Below are 17,111 nucleotides of genomic sequence, written 5' to 3'. Positions count from 1 at the left end.
AAGATCGCAACGTCGGATAACAGGTCGGCACAGGGTGCTCCCCCAAGGAGTCTCCCGTGTTGCCGTCATTCTCTCCCGCTCTGCTCGCGCTCGCCGACGGCACGGTCTTTCGTGGTTACTCGATCGGCGCGCCGGGTCATACGATCGGTGAAGTCGTGTTCAACACGGCCATCACCGGTTATCAGGAAATCCTGACCGACCCGAGCTACGCTCGCCAGATCGTCACCCTCACGTATCCGCATATCGGCAACGTCGGCGTCAACGCCGAAGACGTCGAAGCCACGAAAGTCCATGCCGCCGGTCTGATCATCCGCGACCTGCCCGTGCTCGCCTCGAACTTCCGCATGGAGCGCACGCTCGGCCAGTATCTGAAGGACGAAGGCGTGGTCGCCATCGCCGGCATCGATACGCGCAAGCTCACGCGTATTCTGCGTGACAAGGGCGCGCAGAACGGCGCGATCCTCGCCGGTTCCGACGACGAAGCGAAGGCCATCGAACTCGCGCGCTCGTTCCCGGGCCTCGCGGGCATGGACCTCGCGAAGGTCGTTTCGACGGACAAGTCGTACACGTGGAACACCACGGAATGGCGTCTGGGCGAAGGCTACCGCACGCAGTCGGCGCCGAAGTACAAGGTCGTCGCGTTCGACTACGGCGTGAAGCAGAACATCCTGCGCATGCTGGCCGAACGCGGCTGCGATGTGACGGTGCTGCCGGCGCAGTCGACGGCTGAAGACGCGCTCGCGCTGAACCCGGACGGCGTGTTCCTCTCGAACGGCCCGGGCGACCCGGAACCGTGCGACTACGCGATCAAGGCGGCGCAGGCATTCATCGAACGCGGCATTCCCACGTTCGGTATCTGCCTCGGTCACCAGATCATGGGCCTCGCCGTCGGCGCGAAGACGCTGAAGATGAAGACGGGCCACCACGGCGCGAACCATCCGGTCAAGGATCTGGCCGACGGCCGCGTGGTGATCACGTCGCAGAACCACGGCTTTGCGGTCGACGCCGCCACGCTGCCCGCGAACGCGCGCGTCACGCACGTGTCGCTGTTCGACGGCACGCTGCAAGGCTTCGAGCTGACCGACAAGCCCGCGTTCTGCTTCCAGGGTCACCCGGAAGCGTCGCCGGGCCCGCAGGACATTGGCTATCTGTTCGACCGCTTCACGGCGCTGATGGACAAGGCGAAGGCGTAAGCGTCGCGCTGAAGCCGAAGCGAAAGCGCAGAGCAGGGTGCGCAGCGAGCCGGGTTGAATAACGGCCCACGCGCGTACCCGGGCGGCAGGCAAAGAAAGCAGCAAGCCGCCAGACGTAAAAAGACACAGGAATATTTAGCGAGAGCGTTATGCCCAAGCGGACAGACATCAAGAGCATTCTCATCATCGGCGCGGGTCCGATCATCATCGGCCAGGCGTGCGAGTTCGACTATTCGGGCGCGCAGGCATGCAAGGCGCTGCGTGAAGAAGGCTACAAGGTCATCCTCGTCAACAGCAATCCGGCGACGATCATGACCGACCCGAACACGGCCGATGTCACCTACATCGAGCCGATCACGTGGGAAGTGGTGGAGCGCATCATCGAGAAGGAGCGCCCCGACGCGATCCTGCCGACGATGGGCGGCCAGACCGCGCTGAACTGCGCGCTCGACCTGCACCACCACGGCGTGCTGAAGAAGTACAACGTCGAGCTGATCGGCGCATCGCCGGAAGCCATCGACAAGGCCGAAGACCGCCAGAAGTTCAAGGACGCGATGACCAAGATCGGTCTCGGTTCGGCGAAGTCGGGCGTGGCGCACTCGATGGAAGAGGCGCTCAAGGTGCAGGGCGAAATCTCCGAAGCCACCGGCACGGGCGGCTACCCGGTCGTGATCCGTCCGTCGTTCACGCTCGGCGGCTCGGGCGGCGGCATCGCGTACAACCGCGAAGAATTCGAAGAGATCTGCAAGCGCGGTCTCGATCTGTCGCCTACGCGCGAACTGCTGATCGAAGAATCGCTGCTCGGCTGGAAGGAATACGAGATGGAAGTGGTCCGCGACAAGGCGGATAACTGCATCATCGTCTGCTCGATCGAAAACCTCGACCCGATGGGCATCCACACCGGCGACTCGATCACCGTCGCACCGGCGCAAACGCTCACCGACAAGGAATACCAGATCCTGCGTGACGCCTCGCTGGCTGTGCTGCGCGAAATCGGCGTGGACACGGGCGGTTCGAACGTCCAGTTCTCGATCGACCCGAAAACGGGCCGCATGATCGTGATCGAAATGAACCCGCGCGTGTCGCGTTCGTCGGCACTGGCTTCGAAGGCCACGGGCTTCCCGATCGCCAAGGTCGCCGCGAAGCTGGCCGTCGGCTACACGCTGGACGAGCTCAAGAACGAAATCACGGGCGGTCAGACGCCGGCCTCGTTCGAGCCGACCATCGACTACGTTGTCACGAAGATTCCGCGTTTCGCGTTCGAGAAGTTCCGCGAAGCCGACCCGCGTCTCACCACGCAGATGAAGTCGGTGGGCGAAGTGATGGCCATCGGCCGCACGTTCCAGGAGTCGTTCCAGAAGGCGCTGCGCGGTCTGGAAGTCGGCGTGGACGGTCTGGACGAAAAGACCACGAGCCGCGACGAGATCATCCGCGAGATCGGCGAAGCCGGTCCGGACCGCATCTGGTACGTGGGCGACGCGTTCCGCGTGGGCATGACGCGCGAAGAGATCTTCGAAGAAACCGCGATCGACCCGTGGTTCCTCGCGCAAATCGAAGAAATCATCAAGAAGGAAGCCGCTGTCCGTGGCCGCACGCTCGAGAGCCTTTCGAAGGACGAACTGCGTTACCTCAAGCAGAGCGGTTTCTCGGATCGCCGCCTGGCGAAGCTGCTCGGCGCGAATGCTGCCGACGTGCGCAAGCGTCGTATCGAGCTGAACGTGCGCCCGGTCTACAAGCGCGTGGACACCTGCGCGGCCGAGTTCGCGACGAAGACCGCCTACATGTACTCGACCTATGAGGACGAGTGCGAGGCCAACCCGACGAACAACAAGAAGATCATGGTGCTGGGCGGCGGCCCGAACCGGATCGGCCAGGGTATCGAGTTCGACTACTGCTGCGTGCACGCCGCGCTCGCCATGCGCGAAGACGGCTACGAAACGATCATGGTCAACTGCAACCCGGAAACGGTGTCGACCGATTACGACACGTCCGACCGCCTGTACTTCGAGTCGCTCACGCTCGAAGACGTGCTCGAAATCGTCGACCTGGAAAAGCCGGTTGGCGTGATCGTTCAGTACGGCGGCCAGACGCCGCTGAAGCTCGCGCTCGACCTCGAAGCCAATGGCGTGCCCATCGTCGGCACGTCGCCGGACATGATCGACGCGGCGGAAGACCGCGAACGCTTCCAGAAGCTGCTGCAGGACCTGAACCTGCGCCAGCCGCCGAACCGCACCGCGCGTGCCGAAGACGAAGCGCTGAAGCTCGCCGACGAAATCGGCTACCCGCTCGTCGTGCGTCCGTCGTACGTGCTGGGCGGCCGCGCCATGGAAATCGTCCACGAGCCGCGCGACCTCGAGCGCTACATGCGCGAGGCCGTGAAGGTGTCGAACGACTCGCCGGTGCTGCTCGACCGCTTCCTGAACGATGCGATCGAATGCGACGTGGACTGCATCTCCGACGGCACCGACGTGTTCATCGGCGGCGTGATGGAGCATATCGAACAGGCGGGCGTGCACTCGGGCGACTCGGCTTGCTCGCTGCCGCCGTACTCGCTGTCGAAGGAAACGGTCGACGAACTCAAGCGTCAAACCGCCGCGATGGCCAAGGCGCTGAACGTGGTCGGCCTGATGAACGTGCAGTTCGCGATCCAGCAAGTGCCGCAGGATGACGGTTCGAAGAAGGACATCATCTACGTGCTGGAAGTGAACCCGCGTGCTTCGCGTACCGTGCCGTACGTTTCGAAGGCGACCAGCCTGCCGCTCGCGAAAATCGCGGCGCGCGCAATGGTCGGCCAGAAGCTGGCGGACCAGGGCGTGACGAAGGAAGTCGTGCCGCCTTACTTCAGCGTGAAGGAAGCGGTGTTCCCGTTCATCAAGTTCCCGACCGTCGACCCGGTGCTCGGACCGGAAATGCGTTCCACCGGCGAAGTGATGGGCGTGGGCAAGACGTTCGGCGAAGCGCTCTTCAAGTCGCAGCTCGCGGCGGGTTCGCGCCTGCCGGAGTCGGGCACCGTCTTCATCACCGTGATGGACGCCGACAAGCCCAAGGCCGTGGAAGTCGCGCGCATGCTGCACGAGCTCGGCTACCCGATCGTCGCCACGCGCGGCACGGCTGCCGCAATCGAGGCGGCCGGCGTGCCGGTGAAGGTCGTGAACAAGGTGAAGGACGGCCGTCCGCACATCGTCGACATGATCAAGAACGGCGAGATTTCGCTCGTGTTCACGACCGTCGACGAAACCCGCTCGGCGATCGCCGATTCGCGTTCGATCCGCATGAGCGCGCAGGCCAACAAGGTCACCTACTACACGACGATGTCGGGCGCACGCGCGGCCGTCGAGGGTCTGCGCTACCTGAAGAACCTGGAAGTCTATGATTTACAAGGCCTCCATGCTCGCCTAAACTAAGGCTTCAATTGTCTGTCTAACGCTCAACGAGGCAGGCTAAAAGAGCTGAATGTGCCGCGGTTAAGCGGCGTCCCAACAGGGTTTTCAGGCTGCGCCAGGCTGCGCAGCCGCCCTCGCGGGATGCACTTAACCGCGGAATTTTTTTTATGGCCGCAACGCTCGCGACACGCTGGCGTGGCGCGGCCTTCTTTAGGCCCTTGTGGGCCGTACGAGTTGTTTATGAGCACGATTCCCTTGACCAAGCGCGGTGCAGACCAACTTCGCGGCGAGCTGCAGCGCCTGAAATCCGTCGAGCGTCCGGCGGTCATCAACGCGATCTCCGAAGCGCGCGCCCAAGGCGACCTGTCGGAAAACGCGGAATACGATGCGGCGAAGGAAAAGCAGGGCTTCATCGAAGGCCGCATCGCCGAAATCGAATCGAAGCTGTCGGCCGCACAGATCATCGACCCGTCCACCCTCGAAGCGGACGGCCGCATCGTGTTCGGCTCGACCGTGGATCTCGAAGACCTCGATTCCGGCAAGACGGTGACCTACCAGATCGTCGGCGACGACGAAGCCGACCTCGAGCACGGCCTGATCTCGGTCAGCTCGCCGATCGCGCGCGCACTGATCGGCAAGTCCGAAGGCGACGTCGCCGAAGTGCAGGCCCCGAGCGGCGTGCGCGAGTACGAGGTCATCGAGGTTCGCTACGTCTGAGGGCATATCGACGTGAGTACCGCAAGTCAGGCGGGTTACGCCGCTCCCGTTTCGCTCGTTCCGCATCGGATTTTCGGGCTGCTCGCCATGTTGTGGGTCGGCAGCCAGCTGACCATTGGCTATGCGGTCGCGCCCGTTTTGTTCGCGTCGCTCGAAAGGGTGGTGGCCGGCGAGCTTGCCGCGCAGTTCTTTCGTCTTGAAGGCGTGATCGGCGTGGTGTGCGGCGTGCTGCTGCTCGGCCTGTCGAACGTGCTCGCGCGCCGCGGCGCGCTGGGTTACCGCCGGTTGCGCTGGATTCTGGCGGCGATGCTGCTGTGCGTGCTGATCGGCTATTTCGCGCTGCAGCCGTTTATGAACGCATTGCGCGTTCAGGCCATGAGCGCGGGCATGGATGTGGCCAGCTCGCCCTATGCGAGCCGCTTCGGCTTGCTGCATGGCGTGTCGAGCCTGTTCTATCTCGTGCAGAGCCTGCTTGGTGCGTGGCTCGTCTGGCTGCTGCCTTCGGCGCGCGGCGCGTTGCCGCAGCGCCTCGGAGCTTGCGCGCAGTAAGCGAGTGCCCCAGCCGCTGGCGCCGAAAAAAAGCGCGGCTCGAAGGCCGCGCTTTTTTACTTCGAACCCTGGTGGGCCCGCTTGGAGCTGGTTTGGCGCTTCTTGGCGCGCTTGATGTTGCCGCCTTGCGTGACGCGCTCATTACCCTTGACCGTCACTTTTTGCGACTTCGGCTTGCGCATCGGGTTGTCGCTGGCCTTGACGACCTTGACGACGCGCGGTGCGGCGCCGCGCTTGCCCGCTTCGCGAGCGCTCGGGACGTCGGCCGACGGGCGCGACACGGTGCCGCGGGCGCCAGCGCGCGCGGTCGTAGCCTTCGCCTTGGCTTCCTCGGGCTTGTAGATGACGAGCAGCTTGCCGATGTGCTGGATCGGGGCGGCGCTCAGGCGGTCGCAGATCTCTTCGTAGATCGCGAGGCGCTCTTCGCGTTCGTCACCGAATACGCGCACCTTGATAAGTTGGTGCGCGGCGAGGTGAACCTTGATTTCCTTGAGCACGGCGTCGGTCAGTCCCTCGGCGCCGATGAGTACGACCGGTTTGAGCGCGTGAGCCTGGGAGCGCAGTTCGGAGCGCTGTTCGGCGGAAAGAGTGAGGGCGGGCATGGGATGTGGCAGACTCGACTAAAATGACGGCGCCGCGCAGTTCGCCAGGCATGAATTGACAACCTGGGCAGACGTAGATGCGGTCCGCGAGTAGCGGGCCGCCAGCGGGCAAAGCGCGTCGGAACAACGGAAAACCGTGGGGAACGGCAGGGCGCGGGCAAAAAACGCCGGCGGAGGAAAGAACATCCGGCCAGGCGGGCCGCGACGGCCGCACGAATAAAACGCGTATTATCCGCTAAAAGCGCGGAATCACGCAGCAAGAGTTCATCTTTAATGGCAAAAAATCGCTTCAACCAGTCGTGGCTGCACGACCATATCAACGACCCGTACGTGAAAATGGCGCAGCGGGAGGGCTATCGCGCCCGCGCCGCGTACAAGCTCAAGGAAATCGACGAGCAGGACAAGCTGATCCGCCCCGGCATGGTGATCGTGGACCTCGGCGCCGCGCCCGGCAGCTGGAGCCAGTACGCGCGCAACAAGCTCGCACAAGGCACGAAGCGCGACGACCAACGCGAAGGCGGCATCGACGGCACAATCATCGCGCTCGACCTCCTGCCCATGGAACCCATTTCGGACGTGCAGTTCCTGCAGGGCGACTTCCGCGAGGACGATGTGCTCGCGCAACTGGAAGAATTGGTGGGTGGGCGCCCGGTCGATCTTGTAATTTCGGACATGGCACCCAATCTCTCGGGGGTCGCGTCGGCAGACGCGGCGCGTATCGAACACGTGTGCGATCTCGCGCTCGAGTTTTCGCAGAATCATCTGAAACCCGATGGTGCCCTTTTAGTCAAATGTTTCCACGGCAGCGGCTACAGCCAGATCGTCGAGAAGTTCAAGGATCAGTTCAAGGTTGTGGCGGCGCGCAAGCCGAAGGCTTCGCGCGATAAATCGTCCGAAACGTTTATATTGGGCAAACATCTGAAGCGCCCCCGTTAAACGGGGCATGATTGCCGTGCAAAAGGCGCTAACTGACCGCACAATGGGTGCAAGAGGCGGACAGGACAAGGCGCTCGGGCTATTCCTGCGGTAGCGAAACGTTATGGCAGGGGTCGGTGTACTGGATTAGAATGCTTTGGTGGTGTCGCAAGGCAAATGTAGGCGCCCATCTATGAGTGAAGGAGTGGTGCTTTGAACAACAACATGTTTTCGAAGGCAGCAGTGTGGCTGGTGATAGCACTGGTGCTGTTTACGGTGTTCAAGCAGTTCGACAAGCCCCGTGTCCAGGAAGGCGTCTCGTACTCGCAGTTCATGGACGACGCGAAGGCCGGCAAGGTCAAGAGTGTCGTGGTGCAGGGGCGGAACCTCACGGTCACTCCGGCTGACGGCCAGAAATACCAGATCGTCTCTCCGGGCGATATCTGGATGGTCGGCGACCTGATGAAATACGGCGTGCAGGTGAGCGGCAAGGCCGACGAAGAGCCGAATGCGCTCGTTTCGGCGTTGTACTACCTTGGACCGACGATACTGATCATCGTGTTCTGGTTCTACATGATGAGGCAGATGCAGGGGGGCGGCAAAGGCGGGGCGTTCTCCTTTGGTAAATCGCGCGCCCGCCTGATCGACGAGAACAACAACGCGGTCAACTTCTCCGACGTCGCAGGCTGCGACGAAGCGAAGGAAGAAGTGTCCGAACTCGTCGACTTCCTGCGCGATCCGCAAAAATTCCAGAAGCTCGGTGGGCGTATTCCGCGCGGCGTGCTGCTCGTTGGACCTCCGGGTACGGGTAAGACGCTGCTTGCGCGCGCCATTGCCGGCGAAGCGAAGGTGCCGTTCTTCAGCATCTCGGGTTCGGACTTCGTGGAAATGTTCGTTGGCGTGGGCGCGGCCCGCGTGCGCGACATGTTCGAGCAGGCCAAGAAGCACGCGCCGTGTATCGTGTTCATCGACGAAATCGACGCGGTCGGCCGTCATCGTGGCGCCGGCATGGGCGGCGGCAACGACGAGCGCGAGCAGACGCTGAACCAGATGCTGGTCGAGATGGACGGCTTCGAGGCGAACTCGGGCGTCATCGTGATCGCGGCAACCAACCGTTCCGACGTGCTCGACAAGGCGCTGCTGCGTCCGGGCCGTTTCGACCGCCAGGTGTATGTGGGCCTGCCGGACATTCGGGGCCGCGAGCAGATCATGAAGGTGCACCTGCGCAAGGTGCCGATTGCCAACGACGTGGATGCAGCGGTGATCGCGCGTGGCACGCCGGGCTTTTCGGGTGCTGACCTCGCGAACCTCGTGAACGAAGCTGCGCTCTTCGCCGCGCGCCGCGGCAAGCGCATCGTCGAGATGCAGGACTTCGAAGACGCGAAGGACAAGATCTTCATGGGTCCGGAGCGCAAGTCGGCCGTGATCCGCGAAGAAGCGAAGCGCGCCACGGCGTACCACGAGTCGGGTCACGCGGTCATCGCAAAGCTGCTGCCGAAGGCGGACCCGGTGCACAAGGTCACGATCATTCCGCGCGGCCGTGCGCTGGGCGTGACGTGGCAGTTGCCCGAGCACGACAACGAAACGTATTCGAAGGACTACCTGCTGGATCGTCTGGCCATCCTGTTCGGCGGCCGCGTGGCGGAAGAGCTGTTCATGAACCTGATCAGCACGGGCGCCTCGGACGACTTCAACAAGGCGACGCAAACGGCTCGTGCCATGGTCACGCGCTTCGGCATGACCGACGCGATGGGACCGATGGTCTACGCCGACGACGACAACGACGGCGGCCCGTTCGGCAAGGGCTTCACGCGTGCGATCTCGGAAGCGACGCAGCAGAAGGTCGACGCGGAAATCCGCCGCGTGCTGGACGAGCAGTACAACCTCGCGAAGCGCCTGCTCGACGAGAACCGCGACAAGGTCGAAGCCATGACCGCGGCACTCATGGAGTGGGAAACGATCGACGCCGACCAGATCAACGACATCATGGCCGGCCGTCCGCCGCGCTCGCCGAAGAGCTCGCCGTCGCCGGGCGACGCCTCCTCGGGCGGTAGCACGGGCACCGAGGTCAAACCCGGTAGCGCCACTGCACCGGCGTGATCCTGATCGAGTAAAGTTGCGGGCCGGTGTGATGTTCACATCGGCCCGTTTTGCATTTCTGGCGTGCCTGTGGGCCGCCGCATCTCGTTACACATCTGACGTTTCTTGACGTGCCCAACATCTCCTCGCAAGGTAGTCTCCCACCTGAACCGCTCGCGTGCGGCCGCTTCACGTTGACTTTCGAGCGTCCGCTCGTCATGGGCATCCTCAACGCCACGCGCGACTCGTTTTCCGACGGCGGCCGGTACATCGCTTTTGGCGACGCCGTGCGCCGCGCGGAGCAGATGATGCTCGACGGCGTCGATATCATCGACATTGGCGGTGAGTCGACGCGGCCGGGCGCACCGCCCGTGCCACTCGACGAGGAACTCGAGCGGGTGATTCCGCTGGTGGAAAAGCTCAAGGGCGCGAACGTGCCGCTCTCGATCGACACATACAAGCCCGAAGTCATGCGCGCGGCGCTTGCGGCAGGCGCAGACATGATCAACGACATCTGGGGTTTCCGGATGCCTGGCGCAATCGAAACCGTGCGCGGCAGCGCATGCGGACTGTGTGTGATGCACATGCATGGCGAGCCGCAGACCATGCAGGTGGGCGAGCCCGATTACGTGGACGTCGTGCGTGAGGTTCGTGAGTTTCTCGCCGGGCGTTGTGTCGAACTCGAAGCGGCGGGCGTGGCGAAGGCGCGCATCAGCGTGGATCCGGGCTTTGGTTTCGGCAAGTCGGTGGTGGAGCACAATTACGCACTGCTCGCGCATTTGCCCGAGACGGCGCCTGAGGTCGCGGCAGGTGGCGCGCCGTATCCGATCCTCGCCGGCATGTCGCGCAAGTCGATGCTCGGCGCACTCGTGAACCGGCCTGCGCCCGAACGTGTTGCGGCGAGCGTGGCGGCGGCGGTATGCGCGGCGGAACGCGGTGCGGCGATCATTCGCGTGCATGACGTCGCGCCCACTGTGGACGCGCTCAAGGTCTGGGCGGCGATGCGCGACGCGATGGCGGTCGGCGCATAGTCTGCGCGAGGGTCAGCGAGCGCCCGCGCGAGAACTGCGTGACCGACTGCGCGACCAACTGCGCGATCGACCGGCGACGCTCTTTGCCACGGGATGCACGAACGCATCCGGGCGGCCAAAATACAGGACAAGGCAGCACCAAACCGAGGGATAGAAAGATGGGACGTCGTTATTTCGGAACTGATGGGGTGCGTGGCAAGGTCGGCGAGGCGCCGATCACGCCCGATTTCGTGCTTCGGCTAGGCTACGCGGCGGGCAAGGTGCTCGCTGGGTCGGCGGGGGTATCCGGGCCGCGCCCGTCCGTGCTGATCGGCAAGGACACGCGTATTTCGGGCTATATGCTCGAAGCTTCTCTGGAGGCGGGGCTGTCGGCCGCGGGCATCGACGTGATGCTGGCCGGGCCGATGACCACGCCCGGCATCGCCTATCTCACGCGTGCGCTGCGGCTTGCCGCGGGCGTCGTGATCAGCGCGTCGCACAATCCCTACTACGACAACGGCATCAAGTTCTTCTCCGCCGACGGCAACAAGCTCCCCGACGAGGTGGAGACGCAAATCGAGGAACAGCTCGAGCAGCCGCTCGCGTGCGCCCCGTCAGAGCAACTCGGCCGCGCACGCCGCCTGCACGACGCGGGCGGTCGCTACATCGAGTTCTGCAAGAGCACGTTCCCGCAGGCGTTCAACCTGCGCGGCCTCAAGCTCGTGATCGACTGTGCCAACGGCGCGGGTTATGACATCGCGCCGCACGTGTTCCATGAACTGGGCGCGGACGTGATTCCGATTGGCGTGTCGCCGAACGGTTTCAATATCAACGACGGCGTGGGCGCGACCGCGCCCGACGCGCTCGTGCGCGCCGTGCGCGCGAATCACGCCGACCTCGGCATCGCGCTGGACGGCGACGCCGACCGTCTCCAGGTGGTGGACGCACAAGGCCGCCTCTACAACGGCGACGAACTGCTCTACGTGCTCGTGAAGGACCGCATTGCGACCGATGGCAAGGTGGAAGGGGCGGTCGGCACGCTCATGACCAATCTTGCGATCGAGCAGGCGCTCGAAGGTCTTGGCGTGCAGCTCGTGCGCGCGAACGTGGGCGACCGCTACGTGCTGGAGCAACTGCGCGAGCGCGGCTGGCAGCTCGGCGCCGAAGGCTCGGGTCACATTCTTTCGCTCGACCGCCACACGACCGGCGACGGCATCGTCTCGGCGTTGCTCGTGCTCGCGGCGATGAAACGCAGCGGCAAGACAATCGCGCAACTGCTCGACGGCGTGAAGCTGTTTCCGCAGAAGCTCATCAACGTGCGCATCGCGCATGGCGCCGACTGGAAGGGCAATGCCGAGATCCAGCAGTCGATCGCTTCCGCAGAGGCGGAATTGAAGGGCAAGGGGCGTGTGCTGATCCGCGCTTCGGGCACGGAGCCGGTGCTGCGCGTGATGGTCGAGGCTCGCGAGGAGCGCGACACGGTGCACTACGCCGAGGCGATCGCCAACGTGGTCAAGCGTTCGATCGCGTAATCGTCAGCGACAAGCCGATGAGCGTGATGGCGCAAGCCGCCGTCACGCTCATTTTTTTGCGATTTTTTCGACGTCGAAGCGCAAGCAGGCAAACGTTTAAAACACTCACATAACCGTTTGCAAATCATTTTCGAGGAATTCCTCGAATTTTTTCATCGGACCCCGGGACGCCGTCCGAGCGCCCATCCGGTGGGCGTTTCAGCCGCGGCCACCCATGCCGGCCATCGCGCGAGCGCACCTCACAGACCGCCCAATACGCATATCCACGCGCCTTTCAGCCAGTAATCGTACTGTCACGTTTGCTTCATGAATCGTCACAGTACTGTCACAGAGACCCCCTAAGCTTCGCGGTGTCGTTCATCCGCTCACACACTGGAGGTCTCATGAAATTGATGCAAACCGCGCTCGCTGGCGTTGCTGGCGCGCTCTTCGCGATCGCAGCGCAGGCTGCTGACATCACTGGCGCGGGTAGCACCTTCGCAGCACCGATCTATACGAAATGGGCGGATGCCTATCAAAAGTCGGGCGGCGGCAAGGTGAATTACCAGGGCATTGGTTCGTCGGGTGGCATCAAGCAGATTCAAGCCAAGACCGTTGACTTCGCGGGCTCGGACGCGCCGCTGAAGGACGAAGATCTGGCCAAGGAAGGCCTGTTCCAGTTCCCGACGGTGGTCGGCGGCGTCGTGCCGGCGATCAACGTGCCGGGCGTGAAGGCCGGCGAAATCACGCTGTCGGGCCCGGTGCTCGGCGACATCTACCTCGGCAAGATCAAGAAGTGGAACGATCCGGCCATCGTCGCGCTGAACCCGAAGGTCAAGCTGCCTGACCTCGACATCGCTGTGGTCCGCCGCGCCGACGGTTCGGGCACCAGCTTCATCTGGACGAACTACCTCTCGAAGGTCAACCCCGAGTGGAAGAGCAAGGTCGGCGAAGGCACGACCGTGGCATGGCCGACGGGCACGGGCGGCAAGGGCAACGACGGCGTCGCCGCCTTCGTGCAGCGCCTGCCGGGCGCGATCGGCTACGTCGAGTGGGCGTACGCCAAGCAAAATCACATGGTCTACACTGCCATGAAGAACGAGTCGGGCGCGGTGGTTCAGCCGGATACCGAAACGTTCAAGGCAGCGGCTGCCGGCGCGGACTGGAAGAAGTCGTTCTACCAGATCCTCACGAACGAGCCGGGCAAGGACGCATGGCCGGTTGTCGGCGCGACCTTCGTGCTGCTGCACACGGCACAGGACAAGCCGGACCAGGGCAAGGAAACGCTCAAGTTCTTCGACTGGGCCTTCAAGAACGGCACGCCGGCTGCTGACAGCCTCGACTACATCTCGCTGCCGCCGTCGGTTGTGAGCGAAATCAAGTCGCAGTGGAAGGAGAAGGTCAAGGACGCGAGCGGCAAGCCGGTCGCTGAGTAAGCCAGGCGTCAGGCAAGCGTAAAAAAGGCCGCCGCGTGACGCGCGCGGCCTGTTCGCTTGTGGCTTGCCTGATTCCGCGCTGTCCATGATGTGCCGCCCGCCTTCCGGCTCAGTCGTCAGTATTAACGGCCGGAAGGCGGGCGATCTGCAGTCCTACGGCTGCATCAACGTCGTGAGCCTCGCGCTCGCGGCAACTGGAACCCAGGTCACCATGTCCGACGTCCCGCTCGTGTCGAACCCGCCCGGCAACGCCGCGCAGCAAAAAGCGCCCAGCCCGGCAGGGGACATCATTTTTGGCGGCCTCGCGCGCCTCGCTGCCATCGTCACGCTGTTGCTGCTCGGCGGCATCATCGTGTCGCTGATCGTCGCCTCGTTGCCGACGATCCAGAAGTTCGGTTTCGCATTCCTCTGGACTGCCGACTGGGATCCACCCAGCGAGCAGTTCGGCGCGCTCGTGCCCATCTACGGCACGATCGCCACGTCGCTCATCGCGCTCATCATTGCCGTACCCGTGAGCTTCGGCATCGCGCTCTTTCTCACCGAGCTTTCGCCCGCATGGCTGCGCCGGCCGCTCGGCATCGCCATCGAACTGCTCGCCGCGATCCCGTCGATCGTCTACGGTATGTGGGGTCTGCTCGTGTTCGCGCCGATCTTCGCGCAGTGGTTCGAAAAGCCGCTCGGCACGCTGCTGGGCGGCATGCCGATCGTCGGCGCGCTGTTCCAGGGCGCGCCTATTGGCATCGGCATTCTGTGCGCCGGCGTGATTCTCGCGATCATGATCATTCCGTACATCGCGTCGGTCATGCGCGACGTGTTCGAAGTCACGCCCGTGCTGCTCAAGGAGTCGGCCTACGGCATCGGCTGCACGACCTGGGAAGTGATGTGGAAGATCGTGCTGCCGTTCACCAAGACCGGCGTGATCGGCGGCGTGATGCTCGGCCTTGGCCGCGCGCTTGGCGAGACCATGGCCGTCACGTTCGTGATCGGCAATACGAACCTGCTCGACAACGTGTCGCTCTTTTCGCCGGGCAACAGCATTACCTCGGCGCTTGCCAACGAGTTCGCGGAAGCGAGCCCGGGCCTGCACACGGCCGCGCTGATGGAACTCGGCCTGATCCTCTTCGTGATTACGTTCATCGTGCTGTCGATCTCGAAGCTCATGTTGCTGCGCCTTGAAAAATCGGAGGGTGCGCGATGAGCGAACCGATGATGAAAATTCCGGGTGCGATTTACGGCCCCGAACTGGACCGCATGCGCGACAAGCTGCAGCGCCGCCGCCGCGTGACCAACGCGATCGCGCTCACGCTCTCGCTCGCCGCCATGGGGTTCGGCCTTCTGTGGCTCGTGTGGATTCTCTACACGACGATTTCGCTCGGCATCGGCGGTCTTTCGGTCGAGCTGTTCACGCAGTCCACGCCCCCGCCGAACACCGATGGCGGCGGTCTTCTGAACGCCATCGTCGGCAGCCTGCTGCTCGTTGTGATCGCAACGTTCGTCGGCACGCCGATCGGCATTCTCGCGGGCATCTATCTCGCGGAATACGGCCAGAAGGGCTGGCTCGCTAGCGTCACGCGCTTCATCAACGACATTCTGCTGTCGGCGCCCTCGATCGTCGTGGGCCTGTTCGTCTACGCACTCGTGGTCGCGAAGATGGGGCACTTCAGCGGTTGGGCCGGCGCGATTGCGCTCGCGCTGCTGCAGATCCCGATCGTGATCCGCACGACCGAGAACATGCTCAAGCTTGTGCCGAACGCGCTGCGCGAAGCGGCTTTCGCACTCGGCACGCCGAAGTGGAAGATGGTGCTCTCCATCACGCTGAAGGCGTCGATTGCCGGCATCGTGACGGGCGTGCTGCTCGCCATCGCCCGTATCGCCGGCGAAACCGCGCCGCTGCTCTTCACCGCGCTGTCGAACCAGTTCTTTAGCGCCGACATGAATCAACCGATCGCGAACCTGCCGGTCACGATCTTCAAGTTCGCGATGAGCCCGTTTGCGCAGTGGCAGTCGCTTGCGTGGGCCGGCGTTTTCCTGATCACGCTGGGCGTGCTGGGTCTGAATATCCTCGCGCGCACGGTCTTTTCGAAAAAGTAAGGGCGGAGTTCCCGATGAACATGGCTGAGAGTCACCTCAACACCGCTGCGCACGGCAATGCGCCCTCCGCTGGGTTTGAACCTGCGGATCCCGCCCAGAACGCACGCCTGCCGGCGCTGGGCAAGCCGAAGATCGACGTGAAGGACCTGAACTTCTTCTACGGCAAGTACCACGCGCTGAAGAACATCAACCTGCAGATTCCCGAAGGCAAGGTGACGGCGTTCATCGGCCCGTCGGGCTGCGGCAAGTCCACGCTTCTGCGCACCTTCAACAAGATGTTCGCGCTCTACCCGGAGCAGCGCGCCGAAGGCGAGATCGTGATGGACGGCGAGAACCTGCTCGCGACCAAGCGCGATATTTCGCTGCTGCGCGCACGCATCGGCATGGTGTTCCAGAAGCCGACCCCGTTCCCGATGTCGATTTACGACAACATCGCGTTCGGCGTGAAGATGTTCGAGAAGCTCTCGCGCCCGGAAATGGACGATCGTGTGGAGTGGGCGCTCACCAAGGCCGCGCTCTGGAACGAAGTGAAGGACAAGCTCGGCCAGAGCGGCTACGGCCTCTCGGGCGGCCAGCAGCAGCGCCTGTGTATCGCGCGCGGCATTGCGATCCGCCCCGAAGTGCTGCTGCTCGACGAGCCGTGCTCGGCGCTCGACCCGATTTCCACGGGCCGTATCGAAGAGCTGATCGCGGAACTCAAGAGCGACTACACGGTGGTGATCGTCACCCATAACATGCAGCAGGCCGCGCGCTGCTCGGACTACACTGCATACATGTACCTGGGTGAGCTGATCGAGTTCGGCGACACCGAAAAGATCTTCATCAAGCCGGTCCGCAAGGAAACGGAAGACTACATTACCGGCCGCTTCGGCTGAGCGTTGCAGGGAGCAAATCATGTCCGACAAACACTTGTCCAGCCAGTTCGACGCCGATTTGAACCTCATTTCGTCGAAGGTGCTCGAAATGGGCGGCCTCGTCGAATCGCAGATCATCACGGCCATGCAGGCGCTCAACGAGTTCGACGGCGCCGCCGCCGAGCGCGTGATCGCCGCTGAAGACCGCCTCAACACGATGGAAGTCGAGATTGACGAAGAGTGCAGCAACATCATCGCGCGCCGCCAGCCGGCCGCGCGCGACCTGCGCCTCGTACTCGCCATTTCGAAGACCATCACGAACCTCGAGCGCGCCGGCGACGAAGCCGAAAAGATCGCCAAGCGCACGAAGCGCCTGATGGAAGACGGCGCCTCGCGTACCGTCAACATCGCCGAGATCAAGGTCTCGGGCGAGATGGCCGTGTCGATCCTGCGCCGCGCGCTCGACGCGTTCGCGCGTCTCGACACCGTGGCCGCCGCGCAGATCGTGCGCGACGACAAGGCGATCGACGAGGAATTCCGCGCGTTCGTGCGCAAGCTCGTGAGCTACATGATGGAAGATCCGCGCACGATCTCCGTGGGCCTCGACTATCTGTTCATCGCCAAGGCGATCGAGCGGATCGGCGACCACGCGAAGAACATCGCGGAATTCATCATTTACATCGTGAAGGGCACCGACGTGCGGCACAAGTCGCGCGACGCGCTCGAACGCGAAGCACTCAGCTAATCAACTCCACAGGTAACAAGGTCAAG

Annotated in this window: 14 protein-coding genes; 13 read left to right on the top strand and 1 reads right to left on the bottom strand. The window is 63.4% G+C overall.

What is annotated here, in order from left to right:
- Window positions 1-56: 56 nt before the first annotated feature.
- The 4 genes from carA (at window position 57) to U5A57_RS16160 (ending at window position 5,842) form a co-directional block, all read left to right on the top strand.
- Window positions 57-1,193, top strand: a complete 1,137-nt coding sequence (gene carA, locus U5A57_RS16175; RefSeq protein WP_321912460.1) for a glutamine-hydrolyzing carbamoyl-phosphate synthase small subunit — start codon at window positions 57-59, stop codon at window positions 1,191-1,193.
- Between the two features lie 149 nt (window positions 1,194-1,342).
- Entirely contained in the window at window positions 1,343-4,597 is a 3,255-nt protein-coding gene (gene carB, locus U5A57_RS16170) for a carbamoyl-phosphate synthase large subunit (protein WP_321912458.1), read from the top strand.
- A 219-nt stretch (window positions 4,598-4,816) separates the two neighbouring features.
- Window positions 4,817-5,293, top strand: coding sequence for a transcription elongation factor GreA (gene greA / locus U5A57_RS16165; RefSeq protein ID WP_158758216.1), 477 nt, complete (start codon window positions 4,817-4,819; stop codon window positions 5,291-5,293).
- Window positions 5,294-5,380: 87 nt separating this feature from the next.
- The gene (locus U5A57_RS16160; protein WP_321912644.1) at window positions 5,381-5,842 is read left to right on the top strand and encodes a DUF4149 domain-containing protein; all 462 of its coding nucleotides are present in this window, start codon (window positions 5,381-5,383) and stop codon (window positions 5,840-5,842) included.
- Between the two features lie 56 nt (window positions 5,843-5,898).
- Here the strand turns inward: U5A57_RS16160 and U5A57_RS16155 are convergent, their stop codons facing one another.
- Window positions 5,899-6,444: a YhbY family RNA-binding protein gene (locus U5A57_RS16155; RefSeq protein WP_321912455.1), complete on the bottom strand. Its 546-nt coding sequence runs from the start codon at window positions 6,442-6,444 to the stop codon at window positions 5,899-5,901.
- Between the two features lie 273 nt (window positions 6,445-6,717).
- Here U5A57_RS16155 and U5A57_RS16150 point away from each other — a divergent pair, with 273 nt between their 5' ends.
- The 9 genes from U5A57_RS16150 to phoU all read left to right on the top strand — a co-directional run bounded on the left by U5A57_RS16150 (window position 6,718) and on the right by phoU (window position 17,085).
- Window positions 6,718-7,380, top strand: coding sequence for an RlmE family RNA methyltransferase (locus tag U5A57_RS16150; RefSeq protein ID WP_321912454.1), 663 nt, complete (start codon window positions 6,718-6,720; stop codon window positions 7,378-7,380).
- A 192-nt stretch (window positions 7,381-7,572) separates the two neighbouring features.
- Window positions 7,573-9,459, top strand: a complete 1,887-nt coding sequence (gene ftsH, locus U5A57_RS16145; RefSeq protein ID WP_321912453.1) for an ATP-dependent zinc metalloprotease FtsH — start codon at window positions 7,573-7,575, stop codon at window positions 9,457-9,459.
- A 119-nt stretch (window positions 9,460-9,578) separates the two neighbouring features.
- On the top strand, window positions 9,579-10,469 hold the full coding sequence (gene folP, locus U5A57_RS16140) for a dihydropteroate synthase (RefSeq protein WP_321912643.1): 891 nt from the start codon (window positions 9,579-9,581) through the stop codon (window positions 10,467-10,469).
- Between the two features lie 158 nt (window positions 10,470-10,627).
- Complete coding sequence (glmM, locus tag U5A57_RS16135) at window positions 10,628-11,980, top strand: phosphoglucosamine mutase (protein ID WP_321912451.1); 1,353 nt, start codon at window positions 10,628-10,630, stop codon at window positions 11,978-11,980.
- Window positions 11,981-12,363: 383 nt separating this feature from the next.
- Window positions 12,364-13,395, top strand: coding sequence for a phosphate ABC transporter substrate-binding protein PstS (pstS, locus tag U5A57_RS16130; RefSeq protein WP_321912449.1), 1,032 nt, complete (start codon window positions 12,364-12,366; stop codon window positions 13,393-13,395).
- 211 nt (window positions 13,396-13,606) lie between these two features.
- On the top strand, window positions 13,607-14,593 hold the full coding sequence (gene pstC, locus U5A57_RS16125) for a phosphate ABC transporter permease PstC (RefSeq protein WP_158758209.1): 987 nt from the start codon (window positions 13,607-13,609) through the stop codon (window positions 14,591-14,593).
- Window positions 14,590-15,486, top strand: coding sequence for a phosphate ABC transporter permease PstA (pstA, locus tag U5A57_RS16120; RefSeq protein ID WP_321912447.1), 897 nt, complete (start codon window positions 14,590-14,592; stop codon window positions 15,484-15,486). Before pstC ends, pstA begins: the two co-directional genes overlap by 4 nt.
- 20 nt (window positions 15,487-15,506) lie before the next feature.
- Window positions 15,507-16,361 (top strand): phosphate ABC transporter ATP-binding protein PstB, encoded by an 855-nt coding sequence (gene pstB, locus U5A57_RS16115; protein ID WP_415774635.1) that lies wholly within the window; start codon window positions 15,507-15,509, stop codon window positions 16,359-16,361.
- Window positions 16,362-16,380: 19 nt separating this feature from the next.
- On the top strand, window positions 16,381-17,085 hold the full coding sequence (gene phoU, locus U5A57_RS16110) for a phosphate signaling complex protein PhoU (RefSeq protein WP_321912443.1): 705 nt from the start codon (window positions 16,381-16,383) through the stop codon (window positions 17,083-17,085).
- The last annotated feature ends 26 nt before the right edge of the window (window positions 17,086-17,111 follow it).

Origin of the sequence: Paraburkholderia sp. J11-2 (genome assembly GCF_905220185.1) — a bacterium.
GTDB lineage: Bacteria > Pseudomonadota > Gammaproteobacteria > Burkholderiales > Burkholderiaceae > Paraburkholderia.
This window is presented reverse-complemented; position numbering and strand designations above follow the sequence as displayed.